The 19,786-nt window shown below is 37.0% G+C and carries 15 protein-coding genes and 4 tRNA genes; 6 read left to right on the forward strand and 13 right to left on the reverse strand.

Annotated elements, in window-relative coordinates; translation table 11 throughout:
* Positions 1-20: 20 nt before the first annotated feature.
* The 5 genes from tuf to DV415_RS08125 form a co-directional block, all read right to left on the reverse strand.
* Positions 21-1,205: an elongation factor Tu gene (gene tuf / locus DV415_RS08105; RefSeq protein ID WP_005646706.1), complete on the reverse strand. Its 1,185-nt coding sequence runs from the start codon at positions 1,203-1,205 to the stop codon at positions 21-23.
* Between the two features lie 101 nt (positions 1,206-1,306).
* Positions 1,307-1,382, reverse strand: a tRNA-Thr gene (locus DV415_RS08110).
* Between the two features lie 3 nt (positions 1,383-1,385).
* Positions 1,386-1,460: transfer RNA gene (locus DV415_RS08115), tRNA-Gly, on the reverse strand.
* Positions 1,461-1,502: 42 nt separating this feature from the next.
* Positions 1,503-1,587: transfer RNA gene (locus DV415_RS08120), tRNA-Tyr, on the reverse strand.
* A gap of 30 nt (positions 1,588-1,617) precedes the next feature.
* Positions 1,618-1,693: transfer RNA gene (locus tag DV415_RS08125), tRNA-Thr, on the reverse strand.
* Positions 1,694-1,907: 214 nt separating this feature from the next.
* Between DV415_RS08125 and coaA the strand changes: the two genes are divergently transcribed.
* Positions 1,908-2,843 (forward strand): type I pantothenate kinase, encoded by a 936-nt coding sequence (gene coaA / locus DV415_RS08130; protein ID WP_118790875.1) that lies wholly within the window; start codon positions 1,908-1,910, stop codon positions 2,841-2,843.
* Between the two features lie 103 nt (positions 2,844-2,946).
* Here coaA and DV415_RS08135 read toward each other — a convergent pair whose 3' ends face one another.
* Positions 2,947-4,605, reverse strand: a complete 1,659-nt coding sequence (locus DV415_RS08135) for an ABC transporter ATP-binding protein (RefSeq protein WP_118790876.1) — start codon at positions 4,603-4,605, stop codon at positions 2,947-2,949.
* Positions 4,598-6,343: an ABC transporter ATP-binding protein/permease gene (locus DV415_RS08140; RefSeq protein ID WP_118790877.1), complete on the reverse strand. Its 1,746-nt coding sequence runs from the start codon at positions 6,341-6,343 to the stop codon at positions 4,598-4,600. The genes DV415_RS08135 and DV415_RS08140 overlap by 8 nt, the downstream gene beginning before the upstream one ends.
* Before the next feature lie 300 nt (positions 6,344-6,643).
* On the opposite strand from DV415_RS08140, the gene DV415_RS08150 reads away from it, so the two are divergent.
* Together DV415_RS08150 and DV415_RS08155 are read left to right on the forward strand one after the other, a co-directional pair.
* On the forward strand, positions 6,644-9,718 hold the full coding sequence (locus tag DV415_RS08150) for a TonB-dependent hemoglobin/transferrin/lactoferrin family receptor (RefSeq protein WP_192879113.1): 3,075 nt from the start codon (positions 6,644-6,646) through the stop codon (positions 9,716-9,718).
* 102 nt (positions 9,719-9,820) lie between these two features.
* On the forward strand, positions 9,821-12,721 hold the full coding sequence (locus DV415_RS08155) for a TonB-dependent hemoglobin/transferrin/lactoferrin family receptor (protein ID WP_118790879.1): 2,901 nt from the start codon (positions 9,821-9,823) through the stop codon (positions 12,719-12,721).
* A gap of 361 nt (positions 12,722-13,082) precedes the next feature.
* On the opposite strand, the gene tpiA is transcribed toward DV415_RS08155, so the two are convergent.
* A complete protein-coding gene (tpiA, locus tag DV415_RS08160) occupies positions 13,083-13,874 on the reverse strand; it encodes a triose-phosphate isomerase (protein WP_118782524.1) in 792 nt (263 codons plus the stop codon).
* A 165-nt stretch (positions 13,875-14,039) separates the two neighbouring features.
* Between tpiA and DV415_RS08165 the strand changes: the two genes are divergently transcribed.
* Both DV415_RS08165 and xerC read left to right on the forward strand, forming a co-directional pair.
* The gene (locus DV415_RS08165) at positions 14,040-14,474 is read left to right on the forward strand and encodes a GNAT family N-acetyltransferase (protein WP_005629228.1); all 435 of its coding nucleotides are present in this window, start codon (positions 14,040-14,042) and stop codon (positions 14,472-14,474) included.
* The gene (gene xerC, locus DV415_RS08170) at positions 14,474-15,361 is read left to right on the forward strand and encodes a tyrosine recombinase XerC (protein ID WP_118794471.1); all 888 of its coding nucleotides are present in this window, start codon (positions 14,474-14,476) and stop codon (positions 15,359-15,361) included. Before DV415_RS08165 ends, xerC begins: the two co-directional genes overlap by 1 nt.
* Positions 15,362-15,391: 30 nt before the next feature.
* Here xerC and ygfZ read toward each other — a convergent pair whose 3' ends face one another.
* Positions 15,392-16,234, reverse strand: coding sequence for a CAF17-like 4Fe-4S cluster assembly/insertion protein YgfZ (ygfZ, locus tag DV415_RS08175; protein WP_118790882.1), 843 nt, complete (start codon positions 16,232-16,234; stop codon positions 15,392-15,394).
* 9 nt (positions 16,235-16,243) lie between these two features.
* The gene (locus tag DV415_RS08180) at positions 16,244-17,107 is read right to left on the reverse strand and encodes a YicC/YloC family endoribonuclease (protein WP_118790883.1); all 864 of its coding nucleotides are present in this window, start codon (positions 17,105-17,107) and stop codon (positions 16,244-16,246) included.
* Between the two features lie 185 nt (positions 17,108-17,292).
* Here DV415_RS08180 and DV415_RS08185 point away from each other — a divergent pair, with 185 nt between their 5' ends.
* Complete coding sequence (locus tag DV415_RS08185; protein WP_118790884.1) at positions 17,293-18,495, forward strand: aromatic amino acid transporter; 1,203 nt, start codon at positions 17,293-17,295, stop codon at positions 18,493-18,495.
* Positions 18,496-18,533: 38 nt separating this feature from the next.
* Here DV415_RS08185 and DV415_RS08190 read toward each other — a convergent pair whose 3' ends face one another.
* The 3 genes from DV415_RS08190 to DV415_RS08200 all read right to left on the reverse strand — a co-directional run bounded on the left by DV415_RS08190 (position 18,534) and on the right by DV415_RS08200 (position 19,725).
* On the reverse strand, positions 18,534-18,752 hold the full coding sequence (locus DV415_RS08190) for a BrnA antitoxin family protein (RefSeq protein ID WP_239990918.1): 219 nt from the start codon (positions 18,750-18,752) through the stop codon (positions 18,534-18,536).
* A complete protein-coding gene (locus DV415_RS08195; protein ID WP_005632698.1) occupies positions 18,749-19,030 on the reverse strand; it encodes a BrnT family toxin in 282 nt (93 codons plus the stop codon). Before DV415_RS08195 ends, DV415_RS08190 begins: the two co-directional genes overlap by 4 nt.
* A gap of 143 nt (positions 19,031-19,173) precedes the next feature.
* On the reverse strand, positions 19,174-19,725 hold the full coding sequence (locus DV415_RS08200) for a TIGR00645 family protein (RefSeq protein ID WP_005635695.1): 552 nt from the start codon (positions 19,723-19,725) through the stop codon (positions 19,174-19,176).
* Positions 19,726-19,786: the final 61 nt, after the last annotated feature.

Here is a 19,786-nt window from a genome sequence, read left to right on the forward strand (position 1 = left end):
GACATTTAAGAATACATCAATTATTTGATGATTTTCGCTACAACACCAGCACCTACTGTACGGCCACCTTCACGGATTGCGAAACGTAAACCTTGGTCCATCGCGATTGGGTGGATTAAGCTTACTGTCATCTTGATGTTATCACCAGGCATTACCATTTCCACGCCTTCTGGTAATTCGATAGTACCAGTTACGTCAGTTGTACGGAAATAGAATTGTGGACGGTAACCTTTAAAGAATGGAGTATGACGACCACCTTCTTCTTTTGATAATACATACACTTCTGATTCGAAGTCAGTGTGTGGCGTGATTGAACCTGGTTTCGCTAATACTTGACCACGTTCGATTTCTTCACGTTTGGTACCACGTAATAATGCACCGATGTTTTCACCTGCACGACCTTCGTCAAGTAATTTACGGAACATTTCAACACCCGTTACAGTAGTTTTCGCTGTATCTTTGATACCTACGATTTCTACTTCATCACCAGTACGGATGATACCACGCTCTACACGACCAGTTACTACTGTACCACGACCTGAGATTGAGAACACGTCTTCAATTGGAAGAAGGAACGGTTGGTCAATCGCACGCTCTGGTTCTGGGATGTAAGTATCTAAGTGGTTTGCTAACTCAAGGATTTTTTCTTCCCATTCTGCTACGCCGTTTAATGCTTGTAATGCAGAACCACGTACGATTGGAGTATCGTCACCTGGGAAGTCATATTGAGAAAGAAGTTCACGAACTTCCATTTCTACTAATTCTAATAACTCTTCGTCATCTACCATGTCGCATTTGTTTAAGAATACGATGATGTATGGAACACCTACTTGGCGACCTAATAAGATGTGCTCACGAGTTTGTGGCATAGGACCATCAGTTGCTGCTACTACTAAGATAGCACCATCCATTTGTGCCGCACCAGTAATCATGTTTTTAACATAGTCGGCGTGTCCTGGACAGTCAACGTGTGCGTAGTGACGAGTTGCTGTATCGTATTCAACGTGTGAAGTGTTGATGGTGATACCACGCGCTTTTTCTTCTGGCGCGTTATCGATTTGGTCAAATGCGCGAGCTGCACCACCGTAGTGTTTAGATAATACGGTTGTGATTGCTGCTGTTAAAGTTGTTTTACCGTGGTCAACGTGGCCGATTGTACCCACGTTTACGTGCGGTTTTGTACGTTCAAATTTTTCTTTAGACATTTAAAGAGTCCCTCTAAATAGACACGGTTATCGATGGGTAAATAAAACCACATTAACCAATAAAATTGTTTATTCTAAATGAAGGAAAGAGAATTGAAGGATGGTGCTGATAGGCGGATTTGAACCGCCGACCTCACCCTTACCAAGGGTGCGCTCTACCAACTGAGCTATATCAGCGTTTGGAGCGGGCAGCGGGAATCGAACCCGCATCATTAGCTTGGAAGGCTAAGGTAATAGCCATTATACGATGCCCGCAAGTCCTAAATTCGTCTGTCCCATCAGGATTCATCTAAAAGATGGTGGAGGGAGAAGGATTCGAACCTTCGAAGGCTGAGCCAACAGATTTACAGTCTGCCCCCTTTGGCCGCTCGGGAACCCCTCCACGCTAAATGAATACTTGTGTACGAAAGAATGGTGCCGACTATCGGAATCGAACTGATGACCTACTGATTACAAGTCAGTTGCTCTACCTACTGAGCTAAGTCGGCGTGTCGTAAGCAAGTGAGGCGTATTATATGGAAAAAACTTTTCGTGACAAGTTTTTTTTCTAAAAAAATTATTTTTTTTGCGTGTTCGTTTAAATCACAAGCAAAAATGTGAATTTTTAACCAAATCTTATTAAATTTACTGAAAAATAAATGCGAACATGCTGGTTATAGAGTATATTTTTCTTCGTTTATTTAGCTATCAAATAAAATTATTGTGGAATTTTCAACTCAGCAAACACCTTTTTTAAGCTTTAATCGTGAACAATGGGCAGAACTTCGTAAATCCGTGCCATTAAAATTGACAGAACAGGATCTGAAACCGCTTTTAGGTTTTAATGAAGACCTTTCATTAGATGAAGTAAGTACGATTTACCTACCGTTAACTCGTCTTATTAACTATTACATTGATGAAAATTTACATCGCCAAACGGTACTACATCGCTTTTTAGGCAGAAATAATGCCAAAACACCTTACATAATTAGTATTGCTGGCAGTGTTGCTGTTGGGAAAAGCACTTCAGCACGTATTCTACAATCTCTGCTTTCTCATTGGCCAACTGAAAGAAAGGTTGATCTCATCACAACAGATGGATTTCTTTATCCATTAGACAAGCTTAAACAAGAGAATCTTTTACAAAAGAAAGGTTTTCCCGTTTCTTATGACACACCTAAACTCATTCGCTTTTTAGCAGATGTAAAATCAGGTAAAAGCAATGTGACAGCACCAATCTACTCTCATTTAACGTACGATATTATTCCCGATGAATTTGATGTGGTAGATAAACCCGATATTCTCATTTTAGAAGGATTAAATGTTCTTCAAACAGGCAATAACAAAACCAATCAAACCTTTGTGTCAGATTTTGTTGATTTCTCTATTTATGTCGATGCAGAAGAAAAATTACTGAAAGAATGGTACATCAAACGCTTTTTAAAATTCCGAGAAAGTGCATTTAATGATCCTAATTCTTACTTTAAGCATTACGCAAGCTTATCAAAAGAAGAGGCTGTTGCGACAGCAAGTAAAATTTGGGATGAAATTAACGGGTTAAATCTCAATCAAAACATTCTTCCCACCCGTGAGCGAGCAAATTTAATTCTAACAAAAGGTGAAAACCATCAGGTAGAGTTAGTTAAATTGAGGAAATAGCTCAAAAGTGCGGTGAAAATAAAAAGTCTACACTATTTAAAATATCAGTCTCTTCTAACAAAAAAATCGCACCTTTAACAGTGCGATTTTTTGTTGTCTTAGTTTAGGACATTCTGCCGTTTTCTATGCCAATTACCTGATCACAAATTGCCATCGTAGACTGGCGGTGGCTAACTAGAATAATCAATTTCTCAGCTTTAACATTGAGTAATGATTTCAAAATCATTGCTTCGTTTAAGCTATCCAAATTACTGGTTGGCTCATCAAGCAAGATAATCGGTGCATTATGCAAGAATGCTCGGGCAATACCGATACGTTGTTTTTCACCGTCAGAGAGATTGCCGCCCAACTCCGTCATTTTTGTTTGATAACCTTGTGGCAAGCTTAAAATGAAATCATGAATTGAGGCTTTCTTCGCCGCTTCCATAATTTCTTCTAACGTTGCATCACGGCGCGCAAGGCGAATATTTTCCTCAATGGTTTCGTTGAAAATATAGGTTTGCTGAGTAATGTACGCCATATTGTCACGCAAGCTACGAGTGTTGATATTCGGTAAAGTTTCGCCGTTAATTTTAATGCTACCTGATTTTGGATCGTAAAAACGCATCAGCAATTTCAACAAAGTACTTTTACCGCTACCGCTTCTGCCGTGAATACCCAAGATTTCACCTTTTTTCACAGATAAGCTGACATCCGATAAAATTTGTTCTTCACCGTAAGCGAAGTTTACATTCTCAACATCAATGCGAGAAACATCTTTTAAATCGACCGCACTTTCTACATCTTTTAATTCTGGCTCTTCCGCTAATAAACTTAATACTCGCTCACCTGAAGCCAAAGTTTGTAATAAGTTGCTTGAAAGGTTACTTAAGGCGATAACTGGCCCGTAGCTCGACATTAATAAAATCACACCAACTAAAAAGGCTGAGAAATCAATTTTATCTAAGCTAAATAAAATTAAGCCAGTAAACAGCATAATGATGTTGAAAACAGATACGGCCACTTCAGTATAAACACGCACTTTCGCTTCTTGGTCTTTAATGCGCTCAAAAGCCGTATCAATTTTTTGGCTGCGTTGTTGGATTTCTGCTAAACGTTGTTTTGCATAACCAAAAAGCTGAATTTCTTTCATACCACGCACGCTGTCGAGGAAGAAATCATTCATTTCGCCGACTAATTCACGATAGAGTCTGCCATCTTCACGTGCTAATTTGGTGGTGATAATCGGTAAAATCACGCCCACTGTTAAATAAGCAGCCAATGCCACAAGTACAAACCAACCAGAAAGATGCGCAAAGACCAACAATAAAATCGCAGAGGTAAAGAACGCGATCATAATTGGCGCAATGGTGTGCGCATAGAAAACTTCGAGTAATTCGATATCGTTAGTCACCAATGACACTAATTGCCCAGCTTGTTTATCTTGCAACTTCACAAAAGCCAAACGGCGCAAAGAAGAAAACACTTTGTCACGCAATAATGCCAATAATTTAAAAGCAATATAGTGCCCAGACATTTGCTCTAAATAACGCAATGCACCACGAGCCACCGCCAATACGATAAGTGCGGTCAAAATTCCAGAAAAACTTAAATGGGTGTCAAAGTTAAGAAGATTCACTAACCCCATCGCACCTAGCACCATAATAAAGATGGCAGCCAGGAAACCGAGCGTTCCCATCGTGATGGTAAACGCCATGATATGCGCCAGTGGGGTCACTAATTTCAACAAATGCCCCATTACAACAAAACCATTTTTACGCATTTGCCACCTCTCTAATTTGTTCTAAATCTTTTTGTTGTTGGAACATCTCAGCATACGCACCTTGTTTTGCCATTAAGGTTTCGTGTGTGCCTTGCTCAATCAATTTGCCTTGGTCAAGTACGTTAATACAGTCTGCATTTACTGCATTTGCCAAGCGGTGAGAAATCATCACAATGGTTTTTTGTTGTTTAAATTGTTGAATAAACTGCAAAATAATTTCTTCGCTTTCCACATCAATATTACTGGTTGCTTCGTCAAAAATATAAAGCGCCGCATTGTGCAATAAAGCACGTGCTAAGGCTAAACGTTGAATCTGACCGCCCGATAAATTTGCACCACGGCTTAATAGCTGCATATCTAATCCGCCATTTTCACGTACAAAGTGGGCAAGATTCACTTGTTCTAAACACGCATAAATTTGCTCGTCTGTTGCATCAATTTTCGCCATCGTCATATTTTCACGCAGCGTGCCCTTAAACACGTAGCTACTATGGCTCACCAACGATACTTTTTGATAGAAAGAAGTGCGGTCTATTTCAGAGGCGTTTTGTCCATTAAATAAAATCTCACCTTGTTGCGCTTTATTAAAGCCCATCAACAACGAAACTAAGGTTGATTTACCGCAACCACTTTTACCCACAAATACAGAAAGTTGGTTTGGTTGAATCGTTAAAGTTAACCCTTGAATGGCTGGTTTTTCTGCAGAATATGCAAAATGTAAATCTTTAATTTCCACTTGAACGTTATTTTTGGCTTCAAAATTTACCGCACTTTGTTGGGTTTCCACTGGCGTATCAAGTAATGTGAAGATCTTATCTGAAGCCGCTTTACCATTCATCGCAACATGGAAGAATGAACCGAGCAAACGAAGCGGAATAAAAAACTCGGAGGAAAGGAGGATAAATAAAATCACGCCTAAGACGCTGAGTTGTGCATCTTGGAATTGCAATAGTGCGGTTAAAATCCCGATTGCTGCGCCACCATAAGCAAGTAAATCCATAAGAGAAACTGAGTTAAGCTGCATGGTAAGCACTTTCATGGTAATTTTGCGGAAATGCTCTGCTTCTTCATCCATCGCTTTCGCTTTATAAGCATCATCTTGATAGATTTTCAACGTAATTAAACCTTGTAAGTTATCTAAAAAGCTGCTGCCTAATCCCACATAAATGGACCAATATTTTGCCAAGAGTTTTTTCGCAATTTTATTCACCGCAATGATCGACATCGGAATAAGCGGCACGCAAATTAATAAAATAATAGCTGTTTTAAAACTGAAAAAGATCAGGAAAGCAAAGAGTGTAAGCGGTGCAAGTAAGCTATAAAAAAGCTGCGGCAAATAACGCCCAAAGTAGATTTCAAGCTGTTCTACACCTTCTGATGCCACTTGGATAATACTTGAAGTGGATTGCTGGTTCACTTGGTTAAGCGGCATAGAAGCCAATTTACGATAAATGAGGCTACGCAATTCATGCTTCACTTTTGTGCTGGCAAAATAAGACGCCTGCACTAATTTTTTACCCGCAAAAGCACGCAGTGCCAATGCTGCAATTAAAATTACACCTAGACCCACCGCACTTGACATCGTCAACTCTTTAAAATAAGCGGCTTGTAAAATATAAGAAAACACGACGGCACTAATAATCCCGCCAACTAACGCCACCCAATTCCACAACACCGTGACACCAATCCATTTTTTACTATCGGCCACAGTGTTAATTAGGCGTTTATCTATCATCATAATGATTGCTCCTAAAAAAGAAGTACGCATAGAATTATGCATACTTAATGTAGGGTGGGCTTCAGACCACCAAAATATCTCACGATTGTTTGTTGGTGGGCTGAAGCCCACCCTACAACTAACATGAACAATCGATGGCTTGTATTATAGAGAACAAGTACATTTAAATATAGGGCATAATGAGAATAATTTTTATTGTTTGATCTTTATCAAAAACATACTTTTAGTATTGTGAGAAAATATTTTTTCTTGTACCATTATTTAGCAATAATTATCATTTCCCTTGTTATGGAGTCAAATATGACCAACTTTAGATTAAATTTACTTACGTATTCTATTATGCTTGGACTGACAGCAGGAGCTGTTTACGCCAACGAACTTGAACAACTGCAGGAAATTAATGTTTCAGGGAATACAGAAACAATAAATGTGAAAGAAAAAAAAGTTGGTGAAACCCAAATTACTGCTAAAAAACTTTCTAAGCAACAGGCTTCAGATTCTCGAGATTTGGTACGTTATGAAACTGGTATTACCGTTGTTGAAACAGGAAGAACAGGAGCAAGTGGTTATGCTGTTCGAGGAGTTGATGAAAACCGTGTGGGTATTATGGTTGATGGACTTCGTCAAGCTGAAACTTTAAGTTCACAAGCATTTAAAGAGCTATTTGAAGGCTATGGAAATTTTAATAATACTCGTAATGATGTAGAAATAGAGAATGTTAAAACAGCGACCATTACCAAAGGTGCTGACTCTTTAAAATCAGGTAGTGGGGCATTGGGTGGTTCGGTTATCTTTGATACAAAAGATGCTAGAGATTATCTAATAGGAAAAGATCATTACTTTAGTATTAAACGTGCTACTCAAAGTATGAATAGTCAAGATACGGTGTCTCTTACTGCTGCTGGCCGATATAAAGGGTTTGATGCGTTAATTGTTCATACTGAGCGTAATAGCAATGAAATGAAGAATTATGGTTATGAAAATTATGACGATAAGGTTGTCGGAATTAAAAGAGAAAAAACAGATCCTTATTCCATTTCCCGTAATAGTACGTTAGTGAAATTAGGGTTTGAACCAACAGAAAATCATCGATTTAGTGTAGCTGTTGATAAATCAACATTAAAAACTGATGGACAAGATTTATCTTATTCATTACGTCCTAGTTCTTATGTCAATACTGAAACCAGTCAAGGAGAACGTCTTATACACGATAAATCTAAACGAGAAAATATCCAATTTTCTTATGAAAACTTTACACAAACTCCATTTTGGGATCACTTTAAACTAACTTATTCCTCTCAAAAAATTAAAAATAAAGCTCGTAGTGATGAATATTGTAACAATACAAATTGTATTGATGTTGATAATAAGCAAGGATTGAAATTAGATAGTTCTGATGGCACTTATAAAATAAAAGATAAATGGGGGGGATATATTACTGGGAAAGGAGTTGAAGAAGGTTGGAGTACTGAATCTGAATACACCGATTCCCACGGTAATAAGATTAGTGGTTTTGATTATCGTGAAGTGGGTACAGAACATTTGCTATTAGACTGTAGTAAATTAGATTGTTCAAAAAAATATCAAGTTTTTATTAAAAATGATGAGAACTATAATGAAAAATATTTATTTGAACCTAGAGATATTCAAACTAAGTCTATAAATGGGAAAACATATGGTTACATTCCGACAAAATCAATTCCAAACTCATGGGGGGGCGTTCAGTCAGAAGAAGTCTTTTACGTATTACCCCATAGCCGAGGATATAGTAATAACTACTACAATGATCGTGATTTAAATACAAATACAAAACAATTGAACTTTGATTTTGATAAGTCATTTTCTTTAGGTAAAACTAACCATTCAGTGCAATATGGTGGACTATATTCTGAAACAGAAAAAAATATGGTTAATAAAGAGGGATATAAAGGAGCTAATGTTCAATGGTGGGCGGATAATTTCATATGCAATGAGCCTGTTTCTGGAACATTCCCAGTTCAATATACTCCATATCCAAATAAGTGGCCTGGTTGCAAACTTAAAGAAAGTGCTGCAGGAAGCTCTAGTTACCTAATCCCTGTTAAAACTAAAAACCATGCATTTTATTTAGGTGATAATTTTACAGTAACAAATTGGCTTGGTTTTGATTTAAATTATAGATATGACAATGTTAGACATTTGCCACATTATCGCTTAGGGCAAGATCCTGAAATTCCACGTGGATTATTAGCTGGTACAATGATCCCTATTCCAGATAGTGCATTAACTGGAGGCAGTGGCTGGTATAATTATAATCATCCCGATTATATAAAAAATGTACAAGACAATTTAAATGCAATTCAAAAATCAACAGCATTTAAGCACCATTCCTATAATTTAGGATTAAACTTGGATCCAACAGATTGGTTAAGAATACAGTTTAAATATTCTAATGGTTTTAGAGCGCCAACGCCTGATGAAATGTATATAACATTTAAACATCCTCAATTTTCACTTTTACCAAATACTAATTTAAAAGAAGAAAAAGCTAAAACAAAAGAAATCGCTTTTACTTTTTATAGAGAACGTAGTTATTTCACTACTAATTTATTCCAAACCGATTATAAGAATTTTATTGATTTGGCATATTTAGGTGAACGTCCAATTGATCAAAGTAAATCGTCTTATTATCCATTCTATCAAAGTTTGAATCGTGATAAGGCAAAAGTAAACGGAATCGAAATTTCTACTCATCTAGAAATAGGAGACCTTATTGAAAAATTAGAAGGATTCCATTTGGGTTATAAATTGACTTATCAAAAAGGTCGAATAAAAGATGGTAAACCATTAGAGGGATATAAAGAATTATTAGAACATAACCCTAAATATATGAATATGGTCTTGCAAGACCAGCCAATGAATGCTTTGCAACCGACCACATCCGTATACAATTTAGGTTATGATTCACCTAATAAAATATGGGGATTAGATTTTTATATTACCGACGTCTCAGCCAAAAAGGCAAAAGACAGCTTTAACCCTCAATGGCATAGCATGATTGAACGTCAAGCAGAAAATATTAATACTGGTGCAATTGAAACAGTGCCAGCAAAAACAGTAAATGGTAACGAAAAAGTTATTGATAGAAGAGCATTATGGCGCAATAAGCATTACACTGTGATAGATGCCATTGCTTACTGGAAACCAATTAAAAACCTTACATTTACAGCTGGTGTTTATAATTTAACAGATCAAAAATATCTTACTTGGGAATCAGCCCGATCCATTAGAACTATCGGTACAATCAACCGAATAGATACTGAAACAGGTATAGGCTTAAATCGTTTTTACGCACCAGGTAGAAATTATAGAGCATCTATTCAATTAGAATTTTAGGTGTACTCTTACCTAAACCGCACATACTAATAGTAGTGATAGTATGTGCGGTTAATTTAAATACATAATTTAATTTACATATTATCTTTAACGAGGGAAAAAATGACCAATTTTAGATTAAATCTGCTTGCGTATTCCGTTATGCTTGGGCTGACGGCAAGTGTTGCTTATGCTGGAGCCAGCGATAATAATGCTTCTGAACAACTAGAACAAATTACTGTATCTGGTTCTACCGAACATAACGATCCGAAAACACCTCCCAAAATTGCCGAAACTGTAAAAACAGCGAAAAGCTTAGAAAAACAGCAGGCTCAAAATATCAAAGATATCGTTAAATATGAAACAGGTGTCACTGTTGTTGAAGCTGGACGTTTTGGTAACAGTGGTTTTACCATTCGTGGCGTTGATGAAAATCGAGTTTCTATTAATATTGATGGATTAGCACAAGCTGAAACATTATCTTCTCAAGGCTTTAAAGAGCTTTTTGAAGGTTATGGTAACTTCAATAACACTCGTAATGGTGCAGAAATTGAAACATTAAAAGAAGTAAATATTACCAAGGGGGCTGATTCTATTAAGAATGGTAGTGGTTCCTTAGGTGGTTCTGTAATTTATAAAACAAAAGATGCGAGGGATTATCTCCTTAACAAGGACTATTATGTAAGCTACAAAACGGGATACGCTACGGAAAATAATCAATCATTCAATACCCTTACTCTTGCTGGACGTTATAAAAAGTTCGATGCCTTAGTGGTTGCAACAAGAAGAAATGGGCATGAACTTGAAAACTATGATTATAAAAATGCGGATAGTCTCGTCCAAGGTAAACGTAGAGAAAAAGCAGACCCATACAAAATTGAGCAAGACAGTACATTATTAAAATTATCTTTTAATCCTACTGAAAACCATCGTTTTACGGCATCAGCTGATTTATATGAACATCATTCTCGTGGGCAAGATTTATCCTATACACTAAAATATCAACGTAGTGGTAATGAGACCCCTGAAGTTGAATCTAGACATACAAATGATAAAACTCAACGAAGTAATTTCTCATTTTCTTACGAAAATTTTTCAACGAACTTATTTTGGGATACGTTAAAAATTACGTTTTCAAAACAAAAAATAAAAACGAGAGCAAGAACTGACGAATACTGTGATGGTAGTAATTGTCTTGAAACAGCCAATCCACATGGAATAAAGCTTCAAGATGGAAAAATTACTCGACGAGATGGAACTGATATCGAATTAAAAAATAAAGACACCTATATTGATACAGATAATTCTGAAAAAACTAACGGTTTTACTCTAAAAAGAGGAGATGAATATTGGTTTGATTGCTCTCTTTATGACTGTACAAAACCTATAACTTACTGGAGAACTGTAGGTTGGTCTGGCGATATTCAAAAAATGCCTTTGATGTTAGATAAAAAATTTGAACAGAATGGAAAAACTTTTGCTAAATCATCTCAAGCAACCTGGAGAGATAATATAGTCTTGCCAAGTAAAGGCTATTTAGAACGCCTATGGCAAGAACGAGATCTTGATACCAATACCCAGCAAACTAATTTGGATTTAACAAAGTCATTTACAAGTTTACATAGTGAACATAATCTCCAATATGGTGCATCATATAGTAAAACAATAAAACAAATGGTAAATAGAGCGGGTAATGATGCTTATGATGTAAAATGGTGGGCTGAACGTACTCTAGGCCTTAAAACAGACTGGTACACATCAGAAGAAACTCCAGAAACCTGTGAAGGATCATCTACCTGGAATGCCTTTCTTTGTCCTCGAGTTGATCCAGAGTATTCATTCTTATTACCTGTGACAACTACAGGTAAATCAGCTTATTTCTTTGATAATATCATTATCAATGATTATTTATCATTTGATTTGGGTTATCGTTATGACAACATTGGTTATAAACCACATTACATATCTGGTTCAACACCAAAATTACCAGACGATATAGTAAAAGGATTATATATCCCATTGCCTAAAGGCCCTGAGATTTCGTGGAATCCAGGTCATTACTATGATCCAACGGAAGAACAAATTAAACAAAATGCTATAGATAATATAAATTATATTGCAAGCCAAAAGAAAAAATATAAAGCGCATTCTTATAGTTTTGTTTCAACGATTGATCCAACAAATTATCTTCGTTTACAACTTAGATACTCTAAAGGTTTTAGAGCACCAACTTCAGATGAAATGTATTTCACTTTTAAACATCCAGATTTTACTATTCTGCCAAATACTGATTTAAAACCAGAAATAGCAAAAACAAAAGAAATCGCATTAACTTTACATCATGATGATTGGGGATTTATCTCTACAAGCATATTTAAAACTAACTATAAAAACTTTATCGACCTAATATTTAAAGGGGAAAAAGATTTTGCTTTAGGTAGCGGAGGTAGCTCATTACCATTTTCTCTTTATCAAAATATAAATAGAGATAATGCGTCTGTAAAAGGTATTGAAATTAATTCAAAACTATTCCTTGGTAAGATGGCAAAATTTATGAATGGGTTTAACTTAAGCTATAAATACACCTATCAAAAAGGAAGAATGAATGGCAATATTCCTATGAATGCAATTCAGCCTAAAACGATGGTGTATGGTTTAGGCTATGATCATCCAGATCATAAATTTGGTTTCGATTTCTATACGACACATGTAGCAAGTAAAAATCCGGAAGATACTTATAATATTTATGCTAAAGAACGTGGTGAACGTGATACAACCATAAAATGGCGCAGTAAATCTTATACTATTCTAGATTTAATTGGATATGTGCAACCAGTTAAAAACTTAACCATAAGAGCCGGCGTATATAATCTTACAAATCGTAAATACATCACTTGGGAATCTGCGCGTTCAATTCGTTCATTTGGAACAAGTAATGTTATAGAACAATCAACAGGATTAGGTATAAACCGTTTCTATGCACCTGGACGAAACTATAGAATGTCAGTTCAATTTGAATTCTAATCATATCTAAAACTAAAAGTGCGGTAAAAAATAATCTGCACCTCAAACGTTGGGCTAAATTACCAATAATTGAGGTGCAGATTTTATTATAGCTAGACAGTATAGCTATAAAAATATTCGCTAATGAAGCAATGGAAAGTTTCTTTGAACCATTAAAAATGGGATGTTTTATGGCTGGCTATTTAACCGTAGAGAGAAGATAGTTGATGTAGTAAGGGATTATTTGGTGGAGGGAATTGTCGATGAATTCAACTGAAATTAAAAGGACTGAGTCTAATACAATATGCTCGTCAGTCCTTAAGTAAATAATCTAGGTTTTTAGGCGCGGCTGATTTTTACCGCACTTTTCATTAACTAAAAATTAATTTTTCGCTGCTGCCGCTGCTTTTACAATTACTGCAAATGCTGGGGCTTTTAATGATGCGCCACCTACTAATGCACCGTCGATGTCTGGCTGAGTAAATAATTCAGCTGCATTTGCATCATTTACAGAACCGCCGTATTGAATAATTACTTGGTCTGCCACGGCTTGTGATTTTGCTGCGATGTGGCGACGGATAAATGCATGAACGGCTTGTGCTTGTGCTGGAGTCGCAGATTTACCAGTACCAATCGCCCAGATTGGTTCGTATGCGATCACTGCGCCATTGAATGCTTCTACGCCTAATGCGTTGATCACCGCATCAATTTGACGTGCACACACTTCTTCTGTTTTTCCAGCTTCATTTTCAGCTTCAGTTTCACCAATACATAATACTGGCACTAAGCCTGCTTCTTTAAGTGCAGCGAATTTTTTCGCCACAAATTCGTCGCTTTCCTTATGATAAGTGCGGCGTTCAGAGTGACCAATAATGATATATTTTGCACCGAAATCTTTTAACATTTCGCTAGAAATATCACCAGTAAATGCACCTTTCACATTGATATCTACGTTTTGTGCACCTAATTGAACCACACTTTTACCGCCACAGCTGCAACCACAACCAGAAAGTGCTGCTTCAGCCGTACCTAAATACATAACAGGGGGGGCAATTGCCACATCACAACCTGTTACATCATGTAATTCTGCTTTTAATCCCTCGATTAATTCTTTGGTGAACGCTTTGGAACCGTTTAATTTCCAGTTACCCATAACTAAAGGACGACGTGCCATTTTTGTTTCTCCATAGTTGATAAAATTAACTTGCTTACTATACCAAAATTTCGCCACGATTCTTTGCAGAAGATCATAAAATTAAAAAAATTCTCATAGAAAGATGATTATCTTGTGCTAAAAAGCTACAATTACCTGTATGGAACCAATAAAAAATAACCAATTATGAAACTTTTCAAAGCTGAACAATGGAATATTGACGTGCTTCTTCCTCTTTTTGAAGCCTATCGCCAAGCCTATGGACAAGCAGAGAATCCAGAACGCACCTTGGCTTTTTTAACTAATCGCATGCGTTTTAATGAAAGCCTGTTTTTTATTGCAGTGGATGAAAATGAAAAGGCTATCGGCTTTGTGCAGCTTTTCCCTCGCCTTTCTTCTTTACAATTACAACGCTATTGGCAAATCACCGATATTTTTGTGTTAGAACATGCGCAACAAACGGAGATTTATGCGGCGTTAATTTCTAAAGCAAAAGACTTTGTGCATTTCACGCAATCCAATCGTTTAGTGGCAGAATTAGCGCAAAATCAATATTCAATGTTGGAATCGGAAGGGTTTAAATTAAACCCGAAAGAACGTTTATTTGAATTGAGTTTGTAATGCTAACCGCGTTAAATCGTTATTGGGATTATTTGCGGATTGAACGCCAAATGAGCCCGCACACGCTCACCAATTATCAACATCAACTTGATGCCATCATCAAAATCTTAGCGCAACAAGATATTCATGCTTGGGCACAAGTGACACCCAGCGTGGTGCGCTTTATTTTGGCGGAAAGCAAAAAACAAGGCTTAAAAGAAAAAAGCTTGGCTTTGCGTTTATCCGCATTGCGGCGATTTCTTAGTTTTTTGGTGCAACAAGGTGAATTGAAAGTAAATCCCGCCACAGGTATTTCCGCACCGAAACAAGGCAAGCATTTACCGAAAAATATGGATGGTGAACAAGTTCAACAGTTGCTTGCCAACGATAGCAAAGAGCCGATTGATATTCGTGATCGTGCTATTTTGGAATTAATGTATAGTTCAGGTTTACGTTTATCTGAATTACAAGGCTTAGATTTAAACAGCATTAATACTCGTGTGCGGGAAGTGCGTGTTATTGGGAAAGGCAACAAAGAGCGTGTGGTGCCGTTTGGGCGTTACGCTTCGCATGCCATTCAAGAATGGTTAAAAGTGCGGGCATTATTTAACCCAAAAGATGAGGCGTTATTTGTTAGCCAGCTTGGACATCGTATTTCTCATCGAGCTATTCAAAAACGTTTGGAAACTTGGGGAATTCGTCAAGGCTTAAATAGCCATCTTAATCCACACAAACTGCGGCATTCTTTTGCGACGCATATGTTGGAAGCCAGTTCAGATTTGCGTGCGGTACAAGAATTGCTTGGGCATAGCAACCTTTCTACCACACAAATTTATACTCACTTAAATTTTCAACATCTGGCGGAAGTGTACGATCAGGCTCATCCAAGAGCGAAACGTAAGAAATAACAATCCGCAGGTTTTACCTGCGGATTGTTATTATTCAGTAATCGAATAAGGCAACTGCACTCGCTCTAACAGTATTTCACTATTCGGCAATCTAAATTGTTGTTCCGAATCAATGTCGTTATTCATCACAACTTGCAACCATAAAACACCGTCTAAATTGACCGCACTTGTAATCGTGCCTGTTTTTCGCCAATTAGATTCAATCTGCATTTCAATTTCACTGCCAATTTCCACTTCCTGCTGGGGTTGTGCTTTAAAGACAAACATTGCGCGTTTATTCGCACCACGATATTTCGCACGAGCTACCGTTTCTTGTCCAATATAGCAACCTTTAGTAAAAGAAATGGCCTGCTCAATAGCCTGTAAATTTAGCGCTTGTGGGATAAATTCATTTTGCGTTTGCGGGCTTAAATTTGGCAATCCTGCTTGAATATCTGCGACATCCCAAATTTTTTCATCACCATTAAAATTTACAGATAATTCACTTTCATTCAATAAAATTGAACGCTGCCCATCAATTTCCCATGAAAAGTGCAGTGTAATTTTTCCACATTTTTCACCTATCACGCCAATGATTTGCCAATCACGTAAATCAAAACTCACTTTTGAAAATACCGCATATTTTTTCAAGGCATCTAGCCCACTTGGCAGAAGATCTTTCTTAATAAGCAAAAAGAATTGTTCACTACTTACTTTGAACAAACGGTAAATTGCATTCATTTTACCTTTTGGATCGCAGTGAGCAGTAAGCGTCGTTGCGCCACTTGCTAATCGCACAACATCCGTTGTTAACTGCCCTTGCAAATATTTTTCTGCATCCGCACCATGTGCCTCAATCAGTTGATATTGAGTAAGAGAAATAAATTGAGACATTCTGCTTTCCTATTCTAAATTCTGAATTTGCTCACGCATTTGTTCGATAAGCACCTTTAGCTCAACCGCAGAAGCCGTGATATCCGCATTAATGGATTTAGACGCAAGCGTATTCGATTCACGATTCAACTCTTGCATCATAAAATCTAATTTACGACCAACTGCACCGCCTTTTTTCAAAATATTCGTGGTTTCTTTCACGTGCATTTGTAAACGATCAAGTTCTTCCGCCACATCAACGCGTTGAGCGAGTAAAATCATTTCTTGTTCCACACGTTGCGGATCAAGATTCACTTGAGCATCTTCAAAACGTTGCAATAAACGTTCACGTTGCCATTGTAAAACTGCCGGCATTTGTAACCGCACTTTATCCGCTTCCACGGCAATAGCATCTAAGCGTTGTTGAATAATATCGTTCAGTTTCTCCCCTTCACGACCACGCATTGCAATAAAATCTGTCAGTAAATCATCAAAGGCTGTCAACAAATCTTGACTAATCGCATCTAAGTCTTGCTCTTGCGCTTCCACCACACCGGGATAACGCAACACGTCTGTCAAATTAATTTCACCTTCTCCAGCTTGAGTTTTAATCCATTGCAAAGACTGAATCACTTGATTCGCAAGCTCTTTATTTAAATTCAATTCTGCATTTGTTTGTTTTTTCGTTTCAATGCGCAAAGAACATTCAATTTTACCGCGAGTAAGACTTTGACGAAGTTTCTCACGCAACGTGTTTTCTAATCCACGAAATTGCTCTGGCAAACGGAAAAAGTTTTCTAAATAACGTTGGTTAACGGAACGAATTTCCCATACTGCATCGCCCCAATCTTTTTTTACTTCAAGGCGCGCAAAGGCGGTCATACTGTAAATCATAAGCTCTCCTATTTTGTCTTATCTCTGTCTTAGTTGATTTGCTAAGTATTGTAACGAGATGAACACAGAAAGGGAAAAGAAAAGTGCGGTAAATAATAAAGATATTTTGTATTCTGTTATTTACATGGTGTAAATTTTAAAATACAATCACCGTAAATTTATTATTACATAATAAGGAAGCAAACATGAACAAAACTGTAGGCAGCACACTTCTTGTTGCCGGTACGATGATTGGCGCGGGAATGTTGGCTATGCCACTCACTTCTGCAGGTATCGGATTCGGCTTTACTTTAGTCTTATTATTAGGGCTTTGGGCATTATTAACTTTTAGCGCACTTTTATTCGTTGAGCTCTATCAAACTGCGGAAAGTGATGCGGGTATCGGTACACTCGCTGAACAATATTTTGGTAAAGCAGGACGCATTATTGCCACGGCAGTGCTAATTATTTTCTTATACGCATTAATTGCCGCTTATGTCAGCGGTGGCGGTTCACTACTAAAAGATTTATTGCCTGAAAGTTTTGGCGATAAAGTTAGCATCTTATTATTTACCGTGATTTTCGGTTCATTTATCGTCATCGGTACACATAGCGTAGATAAAATTAATCGCGTGTTATTTTTCGTTATGCTTGCAGCCTTTGCCGTGGTGTTAAGCTTAATGTTGCCAGAAATCAAATTTGATAACTTAATGGCGACGCCAATTGATAATGCTTTAATTATCTCTGCAAGCCCTGTATTTTTCACGGCATTTGGTTTCCACGGCTCCATTCCAAGTTTAAATAAATACTTAGATGGCAACGTAAAAGCATTACGCATTTCTATTTTGGCGGGTTCAGCCATTACCCTTTGCGCTTATATTTTGTGGCAAATGTCCACTCATGGTTTGCTCACACAAAATGAGTTCTTACAAATCTTAAAAGAAGATGCCACCTTAAATGGTTTAGTAAAAGCAACGCTTGCTATCACAGGAAGTAACATGATCGCAGGTGCGGTAAAATTATTCTCAACTTTGGCGCTGGTTACCTCTTTCTTAGGCGTAGGGCTTGGCTTGTTGGAATGTATCGAAGATTTATTAAAACGATCTTTTAATATTTCTGCAGGGCGTATATCCCTTGGCTTAATGACATTCATTCCACCACTCGTCTTTGCGCTTTTCTATCCTGAAGGTTTTATTTTAGCGCTAGGCTATGCAGGTCAAATGTTTGCATTCTATGCCGTAGTATTGCCAGTTAGCCTTGTTTGGAAAGCTCGTCGTGCCCACGCTAATTTGCCATACAAAGTATGGGGAGGAAATCTGACTTTAATTATCGTATTGGTATTAGGCGTAATCATTACATCCATTCCATTTGCGATTCGTGCGGGTTACTTGCCATTTGTCGTGGGTTAATAATATAAAAACACCGTTCAATTTTGAACGGTGCTTTTTTAACGCCAAATCATATTCAGTTTACGATGATTTATTGCGCAATCTTTTAAATAGGCATTAATTAAAGTTTGATAAGGAATACCTACCTCTTTAGATAATGCCTTAAAGTAATCAACCGCATCATCGTCTAAACGAATTGTCACCATTTTTTTCGCTTTCAATTGTCCCGCATAAGGGTTACGAATCCCCTGAGAAAAATCATATTCATCTTTCATCATAAATTCTCCTTATATTGTTTGCTTTCATAAATAGTTGCTAAGCGAGCTGAAATAATCCGAATATTCTCATCTCGTTCACAATGAACAACCACAAGTGTATTATTTTTTTCACTACGTCCTAACAATAAAAAACGTTCTTCATAAAAAGAATGCTCTGGATCGGGTATTAACAATGCATAATCATCATAAAATACTGTCATCGCTTCTTCAAAGCTTATACCATGTTTAATTTTATTGAGTTCTGCTTTATTACGATCCCATTCAAACCCATTTAGCATAAGTATTATTCAATATTAAAATGTCAATATATTATATTTATAATTTGATGAAAAAACAAACGACATATAAGTTATCATTACCGAACATTAACAAAAAACGCTAAGATTTTTATTTTTAGTGCTTTAAAAAATGCGGTAAATTTTTAATGCGTTTTATGGCTTGTGCTATACAAAATTTTGTCCGTATAAGCCAAAGCAATTGCCGAAACTAAAAAGCCCAAGTGCAACAACAATTGCCACATCATCGTTTTTTCTGGCGTATTGCTCGCGTTCACAAAGGTTTGCAACATATGGATAGATGAAATGCCGATAATAGACATAGAAAGTTTAACCTTCAATACAGTCGCATTTACATGACTCATCCATTCTGGTTGATCAGGATGATTACGCGTACGCAATTTGGATACAAAAATTTCATAGCCACCGATAGTTACCATCACAAGCAAGTTTGCGATCATCACGACATCAATCAAATTCAACACACCCAACATAATCGTGTTGGAATCCATCTCATTGACATTAATCACCAATGCCCATAAGCCTTTAATAAACTTATAAGAGTAGATTGCAAGGGTGACAATTAAGCCCAAATAAATCGGTACTTGCAACCAGCGACTAGCAAAAATTATTTTCGCGATAATATTCGATTGTTCGTTATATTTCGCATAAGGATCAACAGGTTTGTTTTCTTCCATTCGATTTTATTCCTAAATTAAATAGTGGGTTAAATAAACAAAAAAACCGCAAGAAAATAGC

The sequence above is a fragment of the Haemophilus haemolyticus genome (assembly GCF_003490595.1).
In the GTDB taxonomy this organism is placed as follows: Bacteria; Pseudomonadota; Gammaproteobacteria; order Enterobacterales; family Pasteurellaceae; genus Haemophilus; species Haemophilus haemolyticus_L.

What these genes read in the sequence shown, in the direction of transcription:
- tuf (WP_005646706.1), bottom strand. Translation starts at nt 1,205, where the DNA reads ATGTCTAAAGAAAAATTTGAACGTACAAAACCGCACGTAAACGTGGGT.
- DV415_RS08135 (WP_118790876.1), bottom strand. Translation starts at nt 4,605, where the DNA reads ATGCGTAAAAATGGTTTTGTTGTAATGGGGCATTTGTTGAAATTAGTG.
- DV415_RS08140 (WP_118790877.1), bottom strand. Translation starts at nt 6,343, where the DNA reads ATGATGATAGATAAACGCCTAATTAACACTGTGGCCGATAGTAAAAAA.
- DV415_RS08150 (WP_192879113.1), top strand. Translation starts at nt 6,644, where the DNA reads ATGACCAACTTTAGATTAAATTTACTTACGTATTCTATTATGCTTGGA.
- DV415_RS08155 (WP_118790879.1), top strand. Translation starts at nt 9,821, where the DNA reads ATGACCAATTTTAGATTAAATCTGCTTGCGTATTCCGTTATGCTTGGG.
- tpiA (WP_118782524.1), bottom strand. Translation starts at nt 13,874, where the DNA reads ATGGCACGTCGTCCTTTAGTTATGGGTAACTGGAAATTAAACGGTTCC.
- DV415_RS08165 (WP_005629228.1), top strand. Translation starts at nt 14,040, where the DNA reads ATGAAACTTTTCAAAGCTGAACAATGGAATATTGACGTGCTTCTTCCT.
- xerC (WP_118794471.1), top strand. Translation starts at nt 14,474, where the DNA reads ATGCTAACCGCGTTAAATCGTTATTGGGATTATTTGCGGATTGAACGC.
- ygfZ (WP_118790882.1), bottom strand. Translation starts at nt 16,234, where the DNA reads ATGTCTCAATTTATTTCTCTTACTCAATATCAACTGATTGAGGCACAT.
- DV415_RS08180 (WP_118790883.1), bottom strand. Translation starts at nt 17,107, where the DNA reads ATGATTTACAGTATGACCGCCTTTGCGCGCCTTGAAGTAAAAAAAGAT.
- DV415_RS08185 (WP_118790884.1), top strand. Translation starts at nt 17,293, where the DNA reads ATGAACAAAACTGTAGGCAGCACACTTCTTGTTGCCGGTACGATGATT.
- DV415_RS08190 (WP_239990918.1), bottom strand. Translation starts at nt 18,752, where the DNA reads ATGATGAAAGATGAATATGATTTTTCTCAGGGGATTCGTAACCCTTAT.
- DV415_RS08195 (WP_005632698.1), bottom strand. Translation starts at nt 19,030, where the DNA reads ATGCTAAATGGGTTTGAATGGGATCGTAATAAAGCAGAACTCAATAAA.
- DV415_RS08200 (WP_005635695.1), bottom strand. Translation starts at nt 19,725, where the DNA reads ATGGAAGAAAACAAACCTGTTGATCCTTATGCGAAATATAACGAACAA.